Origin of the sequence: Sphingomonas endophytica, from assembly GCF_014199415.1 — a bacterium.
Taxonomy (GTDB): Bacteria; Pseudomonadota; Alphaproteobacteria; order Sphingomonadales; family Sphingomonadaceae; genus Sphingomonas; species Sphingomonas endophytica.
On record NZ_JACIJN010000006.1, the window covers coordinates 112,045 to 128,364 of the forward strand.

Below are 16,320 nucleotides of genomic sequence, written 5' to 3' on the forward strand. Positions count from 1 at the left end.
TGCCTGCGACGCCGCCCGGCGTTCGCGGACAGGCGACAAGCAGGGGATCAGGGCCGGATGGCGCGGAATTATCAGTCACGTAAGCGTATCCTGGTGACCGGCGGCGCCGGTTTCCTCGGCTCGCACCTGATCGACCGGCTGCTGGAGCGCGGCGACGAGGTGGTGTGCGTCGACAATCTGTTCACCGGCGCCAAGCGCAACATCGAGCATCTGCACAGCAACCCGCGCTTCGAGTTCATGCGCCACGACGTATGCTTCCCGCTCTACGTGGAGGTCGACGAGATCTACAATCTCGCCTGCCCGGCCTCGCCGATCCATTACCAGCACGACCCGGTGCAGACGACCAAGACCAGCGTGATCGGCGCGATCAACATGCTCGGGCTGGCGAAGCGGCTGAAGTGCAAGATCTTCCAGGCGTCGACCAGCGAGGTCTACGGCGATCCGCACGTCCATCCGCAGACCGAGGATTATTGGGGCAACGTCAACCCGATCGGCATCCGCTCCTGCTATGACGAGGGCAAGCGTTGCGCCGAGACGCTGTTCTTCGACTATCACCGGCAGCTCGGGCTGGAGGTGAAGGTCGCGCGCATCTTCAACACCTACGGCCCGCGGATGCATCCGGCCGACGGGCGCGTCGTCTCCAATTTCATCATGCAGGCGCTCAGGGACGAACCGATCACGATGTACGGCGACGGATCGCAGACGCGCAGCTTCTGCTATCGCGACGATCTGGTCGAAGGGTTCCTGCGGCTGATGGATACCGCGCCGGACGTTGCCGGGCCGGTCAACATCGGCAATCCCAACGAATTCACGATCCGCGAACTGGCCGAGCTGGTGATCGGGCTGACCGGCTCGCGCTCGACGCTCGACTATCGCCCGCTGCCGCAGGACGATCCGATGCAGCGCCAGCCCAACATCGCCGTCGCGCGCGACAAGCTCGGCTGGGAGCCCAAGGTGCAGCTCCGCGAGGGTCTGGAGCGGACGATCGAATATTTCCGCGACTTCGTGAACTGATCGCGCGCGGGCATGGCCGAACGGCTATGCCCGCCGCCCGGCGGCGATCACCTCCGCCAGAAACGCGCGATATTGCGCGGCGACCCGCGGCCACGCGAACGTCGCGGCCCGTGCCACGCCGCGCGGCACCAGCGTCTCGCGCGACGCGATCGCTTGTTCCAGCGCGCGCGCCACCGCCACCGGGTCGGTCGTGTCGAGCAGCACCGCATCGTCGCCGACGATCCAGCGCAGCCGTGCCGAATCATGCCCGACCACCGGCGCACCGCATCCCAGCGCCTCGATATAGACGTTGCCGAACGACTCCTCCTTCGACAGGTGCAGGAACACGTCCGCCGAGCGATAGAGCGCCGGCATTTCGGTCGCCGCGACCGTCAGGCGGCGAAAGCGCCCCGGCAGCAGCTCGCCCGCCAGCTTGTCGACCGCCTCGCGCTCCGGTCCGTCACCAGCGACCACGAGCTGCGCGCCGGGCATGTGGCTGACCGCGCGCACGCCGTCCTCCACGCGCTTCGACGGGATCAGCGCGCTGACCATCAGCACGATCGGTCCCTGCTCGGGCAGCCCGAGCCGCGCGCGTTCCGCCGCGCCCGGCGTAAAGCGAGTCGCGTCGATGCCGTTGGGGATCAGCGCGCAGCGCCAGCGGTCGCGGTTGCGCTCGAAATAATCGGGATTGGTGCACACCAGCCCCTCGCAGCCGAAGGTGCGGAACTCCGAATCGTTCGAGATCGCGGGCCAGTCGCCGTTCTGCGTCACGAAGACGTGCGGCGGGCGACGACCGCCGAGCACCGGGCGGCGCAGCACCCAGTTGGTGAAGGGGAACGAGCAGGTGACGGTCACGTCATGGTCGGCGGGGCGATAGGCGCGCAGCAGCCCGGGCGCGAAGGTCGCCTCCTCCCAGCCGGTGTCGCTGCGCAGCGCCGGGACGCGCGGCAATTTCTCCAGCCGCTCGCGACGCACCGATCCGGCGTGCAGGAAGCGATACGGCGTGCCGGCACGCGCATCGCCCGACCCGATCACCGTAACCTCTTCGCCCGCCCGCCCCAGCTCGGCGGCGAGCGACAGCAAGGCGATCTCCGCGCCGCGCTCGAAGCGGTGAAAGCCGGGCAGGGCAAAGAGAATCCGCATCGTCATGTCCTTATCCCGCACGCATGTGCTCCGTGGTCGCTCGAATTTAACCCGTGCGATGCTAGAGGCATGGCCGGTGGATCAATCCGGATTGATTCGCAACGCTCACTGGACGACCGCTGCGGCTGCATGACCTTTCCTTCCCTCATCACGCCCCCCAATGCGCCGCCCCGGATCGGCATCGTCGCGATCGGGCGCAACGAGGGCGAGCGACTGATCCGCTGCCTGCGCGCGCTCGACGGCAGCGGCGCGGCGGTCGTCTATGTCGATTCGGCGTCGACCGACGGCAGTGCCGCGCGCGCGCGCGCGCTGGGCGCAACGGTCGTCGATCTCGATCTCGCCCTGCCGTTTACGGCCGCCCGCGCGCGCAATGCCGGGCTGGCGGCGCTCCCGGCGGTCGAACTGGTGCAATTCGTCGACGGCGATTGCGAGCTAGACGCCGGCTGGCTGGCGACCGCCACGGCCTTTCTCGACGCGCATCCCGATGTCGCGGTGGTCTGCGGACGGCGGCGCGAGCGCTTCCCCGACGCCTCGGTCTACAACCGGCTGTGCGACATGGAATGGGACACGCCGGTCGGCGAGGCGGACGCGTGCGGGGGCGATTCGCTGATGCGCGCCGCCGCCGTCCGCGCGCTCGGCGGCTTCACCGACACGCTGACCGCCGGCGAGGAGCCCGAATTGTGCGCGCGGCTGCGCGCCGCCGGCTGGCGGGTCTGGCGGATCGACGCCGAAATGACGCGGCACGACGCCGCGATGCTGCGCTTCAAGCAATGGTGGTGGCGCGGGGTGCGCACCGGCTTCGGCTATGCGCAGGCCCGCGACGCCACCGCCGCGCTTCCGCAGCCGCTCTACCGCGACGAGGTGAAGCGCGCGCAGCTCTGGGCGGGGATCGTCCCGTTCGTCGGGGTCACGCTGGCGCTGCTCGTCCACCCCGCCTTCCTGCTGCTGCCGGTCGCCGCCTTCGCCGCGCAGGTCGCGCGGATCGCGCTGCGCGGCGGGCAGCCGCGCGGCATGGGGTGGCCGCACGCCTTCTTCACGATGCTCGCCAAATTCCCGGAGCTGCAGGGCGTGATCCGCTACCGGCGCGCGCGTCACCATACATCGGCGATCACCTACAAATGACCGACCCGCGCATCGCCTATGTCGTGAGCCAGTATCCGGCCTCGTCGCACACCTTCATCCGCCGCGAAGTCGACAGCCTGCGCCGCCACGGCGTCGACATCCGCACCTATAGCGTCCGCCGCCCCTCGCCCGCCGAGCTGAAGGCGCCCGAGGACAAGGCGTCCTTCGACACCACCCGCTTCGTGCTGCCGATGCGGATCGCGACGCTGCTCGGTGCGCACCTCCGCGCGATCACGACCCGTCCCGGCGCGTGGTTCACCCTGCTGCGGCTCGCGCTGCGTCACCGTGCGCCGGGCGCGAAGGCGATGCTGTGGTCGCTGTTCCACTTCGCCGAGGCCGTGGTGCTCGCGCACCTGCTGCGGCAGGACGGCATCACGCATGTTCACAATCATTTCGCCAATGCCGGCGCGACGGTCGGGATGCTGGCGGCGCGCTTTGCCGGGCTGCCGTGGAGCCTGACGCTGCACGGCATTTCCGAAACCGATTATCCCGCCGGGCTGACCCTGGGCGCGAAGCTGGAGGCGGCGGATTTCGCCGCCTGCGTGTCGTGGTTCGGGCGCGCGCAGGCGATGCGCGTCACCGCCCCCGCGCATTGGCACAAATTCGCGACCGTGCGTTGCGGGCTCGACCTGCCGCGGCTCCCCGCCGCGCCGCCGCGCACCGGCGCGCGGCGTGAGATCGTCTGCGTCGCGCGGCTGTCGGCGGAAAAAGGGCATCTCGGGCTGCTCGACGCGATCGCGCCGCTCGATGTGACGCTGACGCTCGTCGGCGACGGCCCGATGCTGGGCGAGATCGAGGCCGCGGTCGCCGCATACGGGCTCGCCGATCGCGTCCGCTTCGCCGGCCGCCTCGACGAGGCCGCGACGCTCGCCGCGATCGCGCGCGCCGACCTGCTCGTGCTGCCCAGCTTCATGGAAGGGCTGCCGATCGTGCTGATGGAGGCGATGGCGATCGGCGTGCCGGTGGTCGGCAGTCGCGTCGCCGGCGTTCCTGAACTGATCGAGGACGGTGTCGAGGGATTGCTGTTTCGCCCCGGCGACTGGGACGACCTGCGCCGCGCGATCGCGCGGCTCCGCGGCGAACCCGACCTCGGCGACCGGCTGGCGATCGCCGCGCGCGCGAAGGTGGAACGCGAATTCGACATCGCCACTGCGGTGCTCCCGCTCGTGCGGCGCTTCGGCAAGGATTGAGACGATGCTGTTCGACGATTTCGACCAAGTCCGCATCATCAACCTCAAGCACCGGACCGACCGGCGCGCGCAGATGATCGGCGAGCTGCGGCGAATCGGAGCCGACGCCGACCCGCGCCTCGCCTTCTTCGACGCGTGCCGTTTCGACGACGCGGGCACCTTCACCTCGATCGGCGCGCGCGGCGTCTATTACAGTCATTTGACGATCCTCGAGGACGCCGCGGCGCAGGGCGCGAGCGTGCTGATCCTCGAGGATGACGTCGATTTCACCGCCGCGGCGCGCGACACCACGCTACCCGCCGACTGGCAGATCTTCTACGGCGGCCATTACGCCGCGCAGCCCGACGACCTGCAGCGCAGCGACATCATCGGCGCACATTGCATGGGGTTCCGGGCCGAGATCGTCCCCGCGCTCGCCGCCTATCTGCGCGGACTGCTGGCGCTGGACGACCATCCGCCGATTGACGGCGCCTATGTCTGGTATCGCCGTGCGCACCCGGAAATCGTGACGCATTTCGCGGTCCCGCCGATCGCCGACCAGCGCCCGTCGCGCACCGACATCGCCGAATTGCGCTTCTTCGACCGCTGGCCCGGGCTGCGTCAGGCCGCGCAGCTCGCGCGGCGGTTGAAGCGCCGGCTGGTACGCCGCGCGGGCTGATCGCCGTCCCGCCGGTGCAGGTGCGCGCGCGCGCCCGCACCGGATGATGCGTCGGACGCACCGGCACCTGCCACCCGCGTGCTCGCGACGCCCAATGTTTACCGCACCGTAACCATGCCGCTTCACGGCCCCCTAACCACCGCAGGGTAGAAAGAGCCATCCCGACCGGACGATCGTCCGGCCACTCCGGGCATGGAGCAATCTGATGAAGTCGCTGCTGCGTCATGCGGCACCGGGCACGCTGACGCGTCGCACCGGCCGGTCACTCGCGCAACTCGCCGGCGCGCTGGCGCTGGCGTCGTGCGGCGGCGGCAGCGGCGGTGGCGGTGGCGGGACAGCCGCGCCGGGCGCGGCGGCGCCGGTCACGGTCGTCCCGACCGCGACGCCGACCCCGGCACCGGCCCCCACGCCGACCCCCACCTCGGTCGCGGTGACGCCGGGCAGCCTGTCGGTCGCCGACAGCTATCCCGAGATCCCCAGCAACTTCGACGTCAACGCCGAGCTGGTTCCGTCCTGGGGCACCGGCGAGATCCCCGGCTCCGGCAAGCCCGACGTGGTCGGCGCGTTCCGCTTCATCTGCAATCCCAGCCACGAGCTTCGCGACGATCCGGTTGTCTTCCCCGGTCAGCCGGGTCGCTCGCACCTGCACCAGTTCTTCGGCAACACGCTGGCCAATGCCAATTCGACCTACGAAAGCCTGCGCACCACCGGCAACAGCACCTGCAACAGCCCGCTGAACCGCAGCGCCTATTGGATCCCGGCGATGCTGAACGGCAAGGGCGGGGTGGTCCGGCCCGACTTCGTCAGCATCTATTACAAGCGTCTGCCGAAGGACGATCCCGAGTGTCAGCGCATGGGCAAGGCGTGCGTCGACCTGCCGCGCGGGCTGCGCTTCCTGTTCGGCTTCGACATGGCGAGCATGTCTACGAAATACGGGACCGGCTCGTTCAATTGCCAGGGGCCGACATCGGTACCGGGCCATTACAACGACATCGTCGAGGCGGCGAAGAACTGCCCGATCGGCAACCAGCTCGGCGCGGTCATCGGCGCGCCGAATTGCTGGGACGGCAAGAATCTCGACAGCCCCGATCACCGGACGCACGTCGCGTCAGCCAGCTATGGGGACTGGGGCTATCTGAAATGCCCGGCGACGCACCCCTATGTCATCCCGTCGTTCACGCTGGGCGCGTGGTACACCGTCGACGCGGATCTCGACACGTCCGGGACGTGGAACGGCAGCAAGTCGACGTGGCACTTCGCCTCGGACGAAATGCCGGGGATGCCGATGATGCGCCCGGGCACCACCATCCATGCCGACTGGTTCGGCGCGTGGGACGATGCGGTGATGCGGATGTGGACCGACAATTGCATCAACAAGCTGCTAAGCTGCAACGGCGGTGATCTGGGCAATGGCAAGCAGTTGAAGATGTTCAGCGGCTTTACCTGGACCGCCAAGCCGCACGTCGTCGCGGTCCCGAACTGATCGTGACGCGCGCCTCCCCCCGCGCCGCCGCGCGCGAAGTCAGATCACCAGCGCCGCGATCATCGTCCAGAGGAGCGCCGCCAGCATCAATCCGGTCAGCAGCCCGCGCGCCGTCGACAATGGATCGACCACCTCGGCGACGAACGGGCCGATCAACCCGAAGCGATCGAAGACCAAAGGCACACCGCTTGCGGCAATTCGTTCCGTCCGATCGAAGCGCATCGGCCCCTCCATTTACCGTCGTTTCCGTGCCCCCGTCCCGGAACGGCACAGAAATCTTGCACGGCGGTGAACGATCGCAATCGATCTTGTTTCCGCGGACAGAAAAACGGCGGCGCATTAACCCGCTGGTAGCCCTGTCCGCCCTAATCCCCTGATGCTTAGCGAAAGGCGCGGCGATGCTCATTCCGGCAATATTGCTACCCAGCGATTCCGACGACCGCCGCACGGCCGAGCGGCAGCCGATCAATCAACCCTCCACGCTGCGTGACGCACGGTCGACGGCGACCGACGTCTATGTCCGCGACCTGTCCGAAACCGGGTTCAGCGTCGCCACCGATTCGCGGCTGGAGATCGGCAGCACGGTGACGATCGGCCTGCCCGGTCGCGGGCGCGCCAGCGCGCGGGTCGTGCGGCAGGTGGCCGGCGGCTATGGCTGCGAGTTCTTCGAGCCGCTCGGCCGCGCCGATGTCATGCAGACCTTCCGTGGCGGCACCGTCATCCAGATGACGACCAGCGCACCGTTCGTCGAACCCGCGCCGGAGCCGGAAATCCGGCGCTTTCCGGGGGCGGTGCGGCTGACCGTCATCGTCGGCGGCTCCGCGATGCTGTGGCTCGGCATCGTCAAGGTCGTCGCCGGCCTGCTCTGAGGCAGGCCGGTCAGCGGCGACGCACCGCCGCGACCAGGAAGGCGCGCGCCGCCCGTCGCGATCCGGCGGCGGACAGATGTCCGTCATCGGCATAGAGCCACGTCGATCCCGTGCGATAGCGGCACGCTCCCGCCGGGCACAGGGACGCCAGCGGATCGACATAGTCCGCGCCGGCCGCCTCGCGCCGGACCAGCGCGATCACGTCGGGATCGAGCCGCGGCACCGCCACCCCGACCGGATGTCCGGCCTGGCCCGACAGATAGTCGAACGCCTGCGGCGTCACGCCGAAGATCGGCGACTGGCCGACCACCGTCACGCGCACGCCCAGCCGCTGCAACGCCGCGACCGTCGCATGCAGTTGCGCCAGGGTCCGCCAAGGCACCTCTTCCCAGCGAGCGGCGATCACCACCTGCGTGATGCCATAGCGCCGGATCAGCGCCGGCACGCGCGCATTGGAGCGCGAGCAACCGATCCGCGCCGCCGAGAAATAGGCGAAGATCGGCGGGCAGCCCGCGAACGTATATTGCAGCAGCTCGCGATCCAGCGCCGCCTGTTCGGCGACCAGCCCCGGCACATAATGCGCGGCATGGCTGTCGCCCCAAAGCAGGACGCGGCCGCCGCGGCCGTGCGTGCGCGTGCAGCGATCGGCGCGCCATGCGATCGGCTGCGATGGGTCTTCGTTGAAGCAGGTCGCGCCGCCCCATTGCTCCTGCCCGCTGATCGCGACGGGGCGGTAGCCGGGAAAGCGCTCTGGCCAGCCTCCCGCCGCCGCGCCGGCCAGTCCGGCCGCCACCAGCGCCGCCGAGCCCGCCAGCCCGACCGCGATCACCCGCCATTGCGCGCGCGGCAACGCGCGCAGCCGATAGGCGTAGCGGCGCACCGGCTCCTCGACGAATCGCCACGACAGCGCTGCCAGCGCGATGCTGACGACCAGCATCGCCGCGCCCTCGATCGCGGTCGGCGGCCGCATCGACCGGTATTGGAACAGCGCCACGATCGGCCAATGGACCAGATACAGCGAATAGGAGATGCGCCCGATCGCGCGCGGCGCGGCCGTCGCCAACAGGCGGTTGACGACCGGCAGCCGCCCCGCGCCGGTGCCGGCCAGGATCACGAGCACCGTGCCGATGCACGGGAAAAGCGCGTTCCAGCCGGGGAAGGCCGATTTCTCGTCGAGCAACACCATGCTGCCGGCGACCATCGCCAGCCCCAGCGCCGCCAGCGCCTCGCGCCCCGCCGGCCGCTGGGTCGGCGCGGCGCTGGCGCGCGCGACCGCGGCGCCGAGCAGCAACTCCCAGGCGCGGCTGGGCAGCAGGAAATAGCCGGCGGTCGGCGCGGTGAACACCATCGCCACCGAGGCAGCGAGGCTGCCCGCCGCGACGATCAGGATCGCGGGCAACCACCAGCCCGGCCGCCGCCGGTGGAGCAGCGCCAGCGGTACGGGGGCGAAGAAGTAGAATTGCTCCTCCACCGCCAGCGACCAGCTGTGGAGCAGCGGCCGGGTCTGTGCGGCCGCTTCGAAATAGCCCGACGAGCGCCAGAAGAAGATGTTCGACGAGAAGCCGCCGATCGCGGCGACGCTGCGGAAATGCGTGACGAGGTCTTCGGGCAGCAGCAACCAGATCGCCGCCGCGGTCGTCACCAGCACGGTCGCGACCAGTGCCGGCAGGATGCGGCAGACGCGGCGCACGTAGAAAGCGCGGAGGCTGAACCGCCCGGCATCGACGTCGCCGGCGATGCTGCGCGCGATCACGAACCCGGAGATGACGAAGAAGACGTCGACCCCGACATAACCGCCCGACAACAGTCCTGCCCCGAAATGGAACAGGACGATCGGCACGACCGCAAGCGCGCGCAAGCCGTCAATGTCGTCACGATGATTCAAGCGCGTCGGGGCTCCTGACGCGGCCGTTAGGCGAGCGCCGCACCGCAAACAAGCGGCCCTTTCGGGCAGGTGCCCCATGGTGGAGCACCACGGGCAACTACGTGTTCCCTCCCGTTCCGTCGACCCGTCCCACCCAAGCCACGGCTCGCCGCCCGAGCGGAACCCATTGGGTAAACGTTAATTTAACCACCGCCACGACGGATCGGCACGATCGCGGGGTGAGGTGAAGAAAGGGTAACTTTCTTCCGGTTTTCATTTTCCTCGGTTTGATCTATTTGTTGCGATGCAGCGTAACGTCAGGGAGCGAAGCCGTGCATGAAGCGACCGTAATGGTTGCGCCGGAACGGACCGGCGTGGCGAACGGCATGATGGATAATGCGAAGTGGCAGCGGCTGGACGATATCGCCAGCCGCGTGCTCGACGTCACCCTCGCCGTCACCGCGTTAATCATCCTCGCGCCGTTGATGGCGATCGTCGCGGCGGTGATCTACATCCTCGATCCCGGCCCGGTGATCTTCGCGCATCAGCGGATCGGTCGCGGTGGCCGCTCCTTCCCGTGCCTCAAGTTCCGCAGCATGGTGGTCGACGCCGACGCGCGCCTGCGCAACCTGCTCGAGACCAGCGCGGAAGCGCGCGCCGAATGGGAGCGGGACCACAAGCTGCGCGACGATCCGCGTGTGATCGGTATCGGCCGTTTCCTGCGCAAGACAAGCCTCGACGAGCTGCCGCAGCTCTGGAACGTCGTGCGCGGCGACATGAGCCTCGTGGGCCCGCGGCCGATCGTCGTCGGCGAGATCAGCCGCTATGGCCGGTATTTCGAACATTATTGCGCGGTGCGCCCCGGCATCACCGGGCTGTGGCAGGTCGGCGGACGCAACGACGTCTCCTACCGGCGGCGCGTGGCCTATGACGTCACCTACAGCCGCGCGCGGTCGTGTGCGATGAACGTCAAGATCATCGCCTATACCGTGCCGAGCGTGCTGTTCCAGCGCGGCTCCTATTGATCCTCCACCCCGCGGCCTGACGGCGGCGGGCGTGCCTCATCCTCCGCGCAGCTGGTCGCGCACCGCGGTCAGCCGCTGTTTGGCGCGGGCATGTTCGGCCTTGGCCAGCGTCATCATCCGGCCGTCCAGCGCCTTCAGCTCGCGACTCGCCAGCGCGGCATCGCCAGTCGCCTTGGCGGCCTGGATCCGGAGCAGCAGCAAATCGTGGCGGAGCGCGGCCTGATCGGTGGCCGGCCCGCGCTGCTGCGCACGCGCATAGGTCTGGCTGATCTTCAGCGACAGCACTGCGCTTTGCGACTCGCGCAGGTCGCGATCGGCGCGCACTTCCGCGATCCGCTGCAACACCGCGGCGCGCCGCGCCGCCGCCGCCGCGCGATCTGCGGCAAGCTGGTGCTGCGCCTCGCCCAGCAGCGCCGCAATCTTGGGATCGGCACGCCGTCCGAGCAGCGCCGCGGGGAAGGCGATCGTCGGTGCGCCGCTCGCCTCCGTCCGCCACAGCGCCTCCTGCGCCATCAGCCGGTCGGCCGCGAGCCCTGAGACGGGCTGCGGCGTGCGCGCGGTGCAGGCGATCGCGGCGAGCGCGGTCAGCCCGAACAGTCCGGCAAAGCCGAAGGCCCGGCGCAGCGCCGCCGACACATCGTCTTCGACCGTCGTACGCCCGCTGCTCGCTTCCATGATCCCGCCTGCCCTAAAATCTTTGCGTCGTAGCGCGATGATAAGCGCGAGATATTAAGAAGACGTAAGTCACGTTCCACTGCCCGGCGCCGTGATTGTTACGCCCCCACAACAGGCAGGATGGCGTCGGATCATCAACTTTTACTGCAGTGCCATTAACCTCGTCTTCAATCGATCCGCGTAGCTGCTGCCCATCCGCCACAACGGCGGCGACAGTTCAGATTCGGGCAGACGGTCGTGGCGATGACGCGGGTACGGACACATCTTCTTCTGGCGACCGCGTCGCTCGCGCTGGCGAGTTGCGGCGGTGGCGGTGGCGGGGGAAGCAGCGGAGGCGGCACCGCGACGACGCCGGTCGTCGTCGTTCCTGCGCCGACACCGACTCCTACCCCGTCGGTCGGCTCGGGCAGCGCCGGTCCCGGCGTCGCGCCTGCGCCATCGCCGACGCCGACGCCGACGCCGACCGACGGCGGGATCGTGATCGTCACCCCCACCCCGGCCCCGACGCCCACGCCGACGCCCACGCCGACCCCGGTGCCGTCGCCGACGCCGACCCCGACGCCGACCCCAACCACCCCGGTCAGCCCGTTCCCGGAGCCGGTCCCCACCGCGACGCCGACGCCAACGCCGACCCCGGTCGTCATCGCCCCGACGCCGACCCCCGCGCCTTCACCGACGCCGACCCCCGCGGTCGTCACACCCGCGCCGACGCCGACGCCAACCCCGGCGATCGAGCTTCCCGAGGAAGCCGCGCCGAGCGACGGTCTTTCCTATCTGGCGGCGCGCGCCAGCGAGCTGGCGACGTCGATCGTCGATGCCTTTTGGCGGTTCCTCGCGCTGTTCACCGCCAACGGCAGCAGCACGCCGTGGTCGACCGGGCTCAGCGCGTTCAACCAGCCGGTCACCACAGTCGACGGCGCCAACGCCGTGCCGGTCGACGTGCTGCGCCTCGCGCGGCAGGCGTCGTTCGGCCCGACCCCGCAACTGGTGGCGCGGATCACCGAACTGGGCATCCCCGGCTGGATCGACGAGCAGTTCCGCGTGCGCGGCAGCACCTACACCGATCTCGTCAAATGGGTCCCGAACGATTATTGCTCGGACCGCACGATCGCCAATTGCTGGCAGAACAATTTTACGCGGGTGCCGGTCGCGGCGCGCTTCTATGCCGACGCCGCGCTCGCCCCCGACCAGTTGCGCCAGCGCGTGGCGTTCGCCCTGTCGCAGATCCTCGTGATCTCGGGCAACGGCGTGAACAGCACGTCGGGCATCGCCTCCTATCAGCAGATGCTGCTCGACGGCGCCTTCGGCAATTACCGCGATCTGCTCGGCAAGGTGACGATGCACGGCGCGATGGGCTGGTATCTGTCGATGGCCGAAAGCATCCGGAGCGCGCCGTCGGAGAATTATGCGCGCGAGATGCTGCAATTGTTCACGATGGGGCCGATGCAGCTCAACGCCGACGGCACGCCGGTGCTCGCCGGCAATGGTGCGCTGGTGCCCAATTACGGTCCCGACGACATCAAGGGCCTGTCGCGCGCGCTCACCGGCTGGACCTATGCGAAGAACGGCGGGCGCACCGACTGGAACGGCAACGATTTCTCGCAGCCGATGGTCGTGCGACAGGTCAATTGGGCCTATGACTCGCAGGCCAAGTCGTTCCTCGGCGCGACCGTCCCGGCGGGCGCGGCGCCGGCCGAAAGCGTGCGCATCGCGCTCGATGCGGCGTTCAACAACCCCAGCACGCCGCCGCGGATCGCGAGGCTGCTGATCCAGCATCTCGTCAAGTCGAACCCCTCGCCCGCCTATGTCGCGCGGATCGGGTCGGTGTTCACCGACAATGGCAAGGGCGTCCGCGGCGACCTGAAGGCGGTGGTGCGCGCGATCCTGCTCGATCCGGAGGCGCGCGGCGACGAACCGCGCGGCGGCGGGTTCGGCAAGGTCAAGGAGCCGGTGCTGGTGATGATGGGGCTGGTCCGCGCGAGCGGGCTCCAGACCGACGGCGCCGCGATGACGATGCGCGACGTGGCGCTCGGCCAGCCGGTGTTCCAGGCGCCGTCGGTCTTCAACTTCTACCCGCCCGACTATCCGCTGCCGCGCAGCAACGGGCTGGTCAGTCCGGCGTCGAAGCTGTTCTCGGCCGGCGGCACCGTCGCGCTCCAGAACCTCGTCTACGACTGGACGCTGAAGGGCGACTTCAATCGCGGCGACTGGAACTTCAACAACTATCTCAACAACACCAGCAGCTCGGCCAACACCGCGCCGCTCTGGGGTGGCTGGGAGGCGATCGCCGCCGATCCCGACCGGCTGGTCGCGGTGGTCAATCTGCTGATGCTCAACAACACCGCGACCGATGCGCAGAAGCAGGCGCTTCGCACCGCGGCGCTGTCGATCACCAACGGCAATCCGCAGGTGCAGGCGCGCAAGCGCGCGCAGGCGCTGCTCTACATCGCCGCCACCAGCCCCAATTTCCTCGTCGATCGCTGAGGATCACGGTTCATGACGCACATTTCCCGCCGCCACTTCCACCAGATGGCGATGAGCGCCGGCGCGGCCGCCGCGCTCGGCATGTTCGGCCGCGGCGTCGCCTATGGCGCGCCGGGCAGCGGCTTCCGCGCCATGGTCGGCGTGTTCCTGTTCGGCGGCAACGACGGCTGGAACATGCTCGTCCCCACCGACGGCGCCGCCTATTCGGCCTATGTCAGCTCGCGCCAGACCGTCGCGCTGCCGCCGTCGGGCGTCGTGCCGCTGGCGGGCAGCGGGTTCGGGCTGCACAAGGCGATGGCCAGCCTCGCGCCGATCTGGGACAAGGGTGCGATGGCGCTGGTGCTCAACGCCGGCACGCTCGCCGCGCCGCTGACCAAGGCGACCTATCTCAGCCGTCCCGACCTGCGCCCGTCGAACCTGATGAGCCATTCCGACGAGCAGGAGCATTGGCAGGGACTGCGCGCGCAGACGACCAATCGCGACGGCTTCATGGGCCGGCTCCACGACCGGATGGGCGCGAGCGGCGTGCCCCCGGTGATCTCGTTCGGGGGCAACAACATCGCGCTAATCGGGCAGCAGGCGCAGCCGCTGGTCCTGCCGTCGAAGGGCGTGCTGTCGCGCTATGGCAGCAACAACAGCGCGATCGACGCGGCGATCAACAGCTTCGCAGGCGGCACCGGCCTCGACGACGTCACCGCCTCCACCGCCGACACGATCAAGGACGCCTATGCCATGACCGCCGCGACCAGCGCAGTACTGGGCACGACCGGCAGCGTCGAGGCGTTCTTCGTTGATCCCGCGACCGGCGCGGCACTCACCTCAGACGTGTCGCAGCAGCTGAAGCGCGTCGCGCGGATGATCGAGGCGCGCTCCACCTTCGGGCATACGCGCCAGTCGTTCTTCGTTTCGCAGGGCGGGTATGACACGCATGACGCGCAGGTGAACTACGGCAACGTCGTCGCGGGCACGCACGCCAATCTGCTCGGCGATCTCGCGCTCGCCCTGTCGGCCTTCTACAAGGCGATGGAGGCGCTCGGGCTTCAGGACAACGTCACCGCCTTCACGATGAGCGACTTCGGCCGCACCTATCGCGGCAATGCGCAGCTCGGCTCCGACCATGCGTGGGGGAACAATCATCTGGTGATCGGCGGCGGAGTAACCGCCGGTGGCGTGTTCGGCCGCTACCCCGACCCGACGCTGGGCGGCGCCGACGACATCAGCAGCGAGGGCCGCTTCCTGCCGACCACCGCCACCGAGGAATATCTCGGCGCGATCCTCAAATGGCACGGCGTCAGCGATGCCGACCTGCCCTATGTCGTCCCAAACTGGGGCACATGGTCGAGCAACGGGCGCGGCCCGCTCGGGCTCTACGGTTGAGCGCCGGCGTCGCGCGGTTTGTCGCGGTGCCGCGCTTCGCCTATAAGGGCGCGGCCTGCTGGAGACCGACCGTGTATCGCCGTCTTATCATCGCCGTGTCGCTGCTCGGCTGCGCCGCCGCGACGCCGGCGCAGCGCTCGCTGCTGCGCGCCGACGAAGCGGCCTACGAGCTGCGGGGACCGGAAGAGGTCGCCGCCACCACCAAGGGTCATGGCTCGCACAACGTCGGCAGCCAGCATGGTGACCAGGTCCGCCCGCAACTCAGCGAGGACGTGCTGGAGGTGCCGGCGTCGATCCCGTCCACCGGGCGGGTCGCGACGATGACCACCCCGTCATGGGGCACCGGCGCGATCCCCTCCACCGCCGCCCCCGACAATGTCGGTGCGTTCCGCTTCATGTGCGAGCCCGGGCAGATCAGCTACGACGATCCGATCGTCTATCCGAACCAGCCCGGCAAGAGCCACCTGCACCAATGGTTCGGCAACACCGGCGGCAATGCGGCCAGCACCTACAAGAGCCTGCGCACCACCGGCGAGAGCACCTGCGTCAACACGCTCAATCGTTCGGCCTATTGGATGCCGGCGATGCTCGACGGCAAGGGCCATGTCGTCCGCCCCGATTATGTGGTGATCTATTACAAGCGCTATCCGGTCACCTCGCCCGAATGCCAGCGGCAGGGCAAGGAATGCGTGCCGCTGCCGCGCGGGCTACGATTCGTGTTCGGCTATGACATGGTGTCCAACGGGAAGCCGACCGGCGGGGGCTCGTTCAACTGCGACGGGCCGACCGCCAGGCCGGGCCATTACACGACGATCACCGAGGCGGCGGCCAATTGCCCGACCGGCAACCGGCTGGGCGCGTCGATCGGCGCGCCGAACTGCTGGGACGGCAAGCGGCTGGACAGCCCCAATCACCGCGATCACGTCGGCCACGCCGGCTATGGAAGCTGGGGCTATCTCCGCTGCGACAGCCGCCATCCGTACATCATCCCCGGCTTCACGATGATCGCGTGGTTCAGCGTCGGCCCGGAGGGCGCGAAGGACTGGTATCTTTCCTCCGACGAGATGCCCGGCATGGGGCGGATGCCCGCCGGCTCGACCTTCCATGCCGACTGGTTCGGCGCGTGGGACGACGACGTCATGTCGGTGTGGATCGAGCATTGCATCAACAAGCTGTTGTCGTGCAGCGGCGGCGATCTCGGCAACGGCCGGCAGTTGAAGCAGACCGGCACGTTCTCCTGGACCACGCCGCGCCGGCTGGTCGCGATCCCGCCGCGGCCGGGCGCCGCCGCCGCCCGCGCCCCCGCTACTGCCCCCGCCACCGCCAAGGGCAGCGCGGCGCCCTGAGCGTCGCCGCTCCTTTTCGGCACACACCTTTGCGATTGCGGTTCGCCACCCGGCGTGTTTAGCCGCCGCGACACTTCAGACGGATAACCAC

The 16,320-nt window shown here is 69.1% G+C and carries 14 protein-coding genes; 10 read left to right on the plus strand and 4 right to left on the minus strand.

Going from position 1 to position 16,320, the window contains the following annotated elements; translation table 11 throughout:
• The first annotated feature begins 57 nt into the window (after window positions 1–57).
• The gene (locus FHS97_RS10340) at window positions 58–1,014 is read left to right on the plus strand and encodes a UDP-glucuronic acid decarboxylase family protein (RefSeq protein ID WP_184036846.1); all 957 of its coding nucleotides are present in this window, start codon (window positions 58–60) and stop codon (window positions 1,012–1,014) included.
• Window positions 1,015–1,038: 24 nt separating this feature from the next.
• Here FHS97_RS10340 and FHS97_RS10345 read toward each other — a convergent pair whose 3' ends face one another.
• On the minus strand, window positions 1,039–2,136 hold the full coding sequence (locus tag FHS97_RS10345) for a glycosyltransferase family 4 protein (RefSeq protein ID WP_184036848.1): 1,098 nt from the start codon (window positions 2,134–2,136) through the stop codon (window positions 1,039–1,041).
• Window positions 2,137–2,265: 129 nt separating this feature from the next.
• Between FHS97_RS10345 and FHS97_RS10350 the strand changes: the two genes are divergently transcribed.
• From FHS97_RS10350 to FHS97_RS10365, 4 genes are all read left to right on the plus strand, one after another.
• The gene (locus FHS97_RS10350; protein ID WP_184036850.1) at window positions 2,266–3,258 is read left to right on the plus strand and encodes a glycosyltransferase family 2 protein; all 993 of its coding nucleotides are present in this window, start codon (window positions 2,266–2,268) and stop codon (window positions 3,256–3,258) included.
• The gene (locus FHS97_RS10355) at window positions 3,255–4,448 is read left to right on the plus strand and encodes a glycosyltransferase family 4 protein (RefSeq protein ID WP_184036852.1); all 1,194 of its coding nucleotides are present in this window, start codon (window positions 3,255–3,257) and stop codon (window positions 4,446–4,448) included. Before FHS97_RS10350 ends, FHS97_RS10355 begins: the two co-directional genes overlap by 4 nt.
• A 4-nt stretch (window positions 4,449–4,452) precedes the next feature.
• The gene (locus tag FHS97_RS10360) at window positions 4,453–5,106 is read left to right on the plus strand and encodes a glycosyltransferase family 25 protein (protein WP_184036854.1); all 654 of its coding nucleotides are present in this window, start codon (window positions 4,453–4,455) and stop codon (window positions 5,104–5,106) included.
• Between the two features lie 205 nt (window positions 5,107–5,311).
• Window positions 5,312–6,589, plus strand: coding sequence for a DUF1996 domain-containing protein (locus FHS97_RS10365; RefSeq protein WP_184036856.1), 1,278 nt, complete (start codon window positions 5,312–5,314; stop codon window positions 6,587–6,589).
• A gap of 39 nt (window positions 6,590–6,628) precedes the next feature.
• Here FHS97_RS10365 and FHS97_RS10370 read toward each other — a convergent pair whose 3' ends face one another.
• The gene (locus tag FHS97_RS10370) at window positions 6,629–6,811 is read right to left on the minus strand and encodes a hypothetical protein (protein ID WP_184036860.1); all 183 of its coding nucleotides are present in this window, start codon (window positions 6,809–6,811) and stop codon (window positions 6,629–6,631) included.
• Window positions 6,812–6,987: 176 nt separating this feature from the next.
• Here FHS97_RS10370 and FHS97_RS10375 point away from each other — a divergent pair, with 176 nt between their 5' ends.
• Window positions 6,988–7,458, plus strand: coding sequence for a PilZ domain-containing protein (locus FHS97_RS10375; RefSeq protein WP_184036863.1), 471 nt, complete (start codon window positions 6,988–6,990; stop codon window positions 7,456–7,458).
• 10 nt (window positions 7,459–7,468) lie between these two features.
• On the opposite strand, the gene FHS97_RS10380 is transcribed toward FHS97_RS10375, so the two are convergent.
• On the minus strand, window positions 7,469–9,343 hold the full coding sequence (locus tag FHS97_RS10380; protein WP_184036866.1) for an acyltransferase family protein: 1,875 nt from the start codon (window positions 9,341–9,343) through the stop codon (window positions 7,469–7,471).
• A 311-nt stretch (window positions 9,344–9,654) separates the two neighbouring features.
• Between FHS97_RS10380 and FHS97_RS10385 the strand changes: the two genes are divergently transcribed.
• Window positions 9,655–10,347 (plus strand): sugar transferase, encoded by a 693-nt coding sequence (locus FHS97_RS10385; protein WP_311770325.1) that lies wholly within the window; start codon window positions 9,655–9,657, stop codon window positions 10,345–10,347.
• Window positions 10,348–10,383: 36 nt separating this feature from the next.
• Here the strand turns inward: FHS97_RS10385 and FHS97_RS10390 are convergent, their stop codons facing one another.
• Window positions 10,384–11,022 (minus strand): hypothetical protein, encoded by a 639-nt coding sequence (locus tag FHS97_RS10390; RefSeq protein WP_184036869.1) that lies wholly within the window; start codon window positions 11,020–11,022, stop codon window positions 10,384–10,386.
• Window positions 11,023–11,265: 243 nt separating this feature from the next.
• On the opposite strand from FHS97_RS10390, the gene FHS97_RS10395 reads away from it, so the two are divergent.
• The 3 genes from FHS97_RS10395 (at window position 11,266) to FHS97_RS10405 (ending at window position 16,229) form a co-directional block, all read left to right on the plus strand.
• On the plus strand, window positions 11,266–13,506 hold the full coding sequence (locus FHS97_RS10395) for a DUF1800 domain-containing protein (protein WP_184036872.1): 2,241 nt from the start codon (window positions 11,266–11,268) through the stop codon (window positions 13,504–13,506).
• Window positions 13,507–13,518: 12 nt separating this feature from the next.
• Window positions 13,519–14,883, plus strand: a complete 1,365-nt coding sequence (locus tag FHS97_RS10400; protein ID WP_184036875.1) for a DUF1501 domain-containing protein — start codon at window positions 13,519–13,521, stop codon at window positions 14,881–14,883.
• A gap of 71 nt (window positions 14,884–14,954) precedes the next feature.
• The gene (locus FHS97_RS10405; protein WP_184036878.1) at window positions 14,955–16,229 is read left to right on the plus strand and encodes a DUF1996 domain-containing protein; all 1,275 of its coding nucleotides are present in this window, start codon (window positions 14,955–14,957) and stop codon (window positions 16,227–16,229) included.
• Window positions 16,230–16,320: the final 91 nt, after the last annotated feature.

What these genes read in the sequence shown, in the direction of transcription:
- FHS97_RS10340 (WP_184036846.1), top strand. Translation starts at nt 58, where the DNA reads ATGGCGCGGAATTATCAGTCACGTAAGCGTATCCTGGTGACCGGCGGC.
- FHS97_RS10345 (WP_184036848.1), bottom strand. Translation starts at nt 2,136, where the DNA reads ATGCGGATTCTCTTTGCCCTGCCCGGCTTTCACCGCTTCGAGCGCGGC.
- FHS97_RS10350 (WP_184036850.1), top strand. Translation starts at nt 2,266, where the DNA reads ATGACCTTTCCTTCCCTCATCACGCCCCCCAATGCGCCGCCCCGGATC.
- FHS97_RS10355 (WP_184036852.1), top strand. Translation starts at nt 3,255, where the DNA reads ATGACCGACCCGCGCATCGCCTATGTCGTGAGCCAGTATCCGGCCTCG.
- FHS97_RS10360 (WP_184036854.1), top strand. Translation starts at nt 4,453, where the DNA reads ATGCTGTTCGACGATTTCGACCAAGTCCGCATCATCAACCTCAAGCAC.
- FHS97_RS10365 (WP_184036856.1), top strand. Translation starts at nt 5,312, where the DNA reads ATGAAGTCGCTGCTGCGTCATGCGGCACCGGGCACGCTGACGCGTCGC.
- FHS97_RS10370 (WP_184036860.1), bottom strand. Translation starts at nt 6,811, where the DNA reads ATGCGCTTCGATCGGACGGAACGAATTGCCGCAAGCGGTGTGCCTTTG.
- FHS97_RS10375 (WP_184036863.1), top strand. Translation starts at nt 6,988, where the DNA reads ATGCTCATTCCGGCAATATTGCTACCCAGCGATTCCGACGACCGCCGC.
- FHS97_RS10390 (WP_184036869.1), bottom strand. Translation starts at nt 11,022, where the DNA reads ATGGAAGCGAGCAGCGGGCGTACGACGGTCGAAGACGATGTGTCGGCG.
- FHS97_RS10395 (WP_184036872.1), top strand. Translation starts at nt 11,266, where the DNA reads ATGACGCGGGTACGGACACATCTTCTTCTGGCGACCGCGTCGCTCGCG.
- FHS97_RS10400 (WP_184036875.1), top strand. Translation starts at nt 13,519, where the DNA reads ATGACGCACATTTCCCGCCGCCACTTCCACCAGATGGCGATGAGCGCC.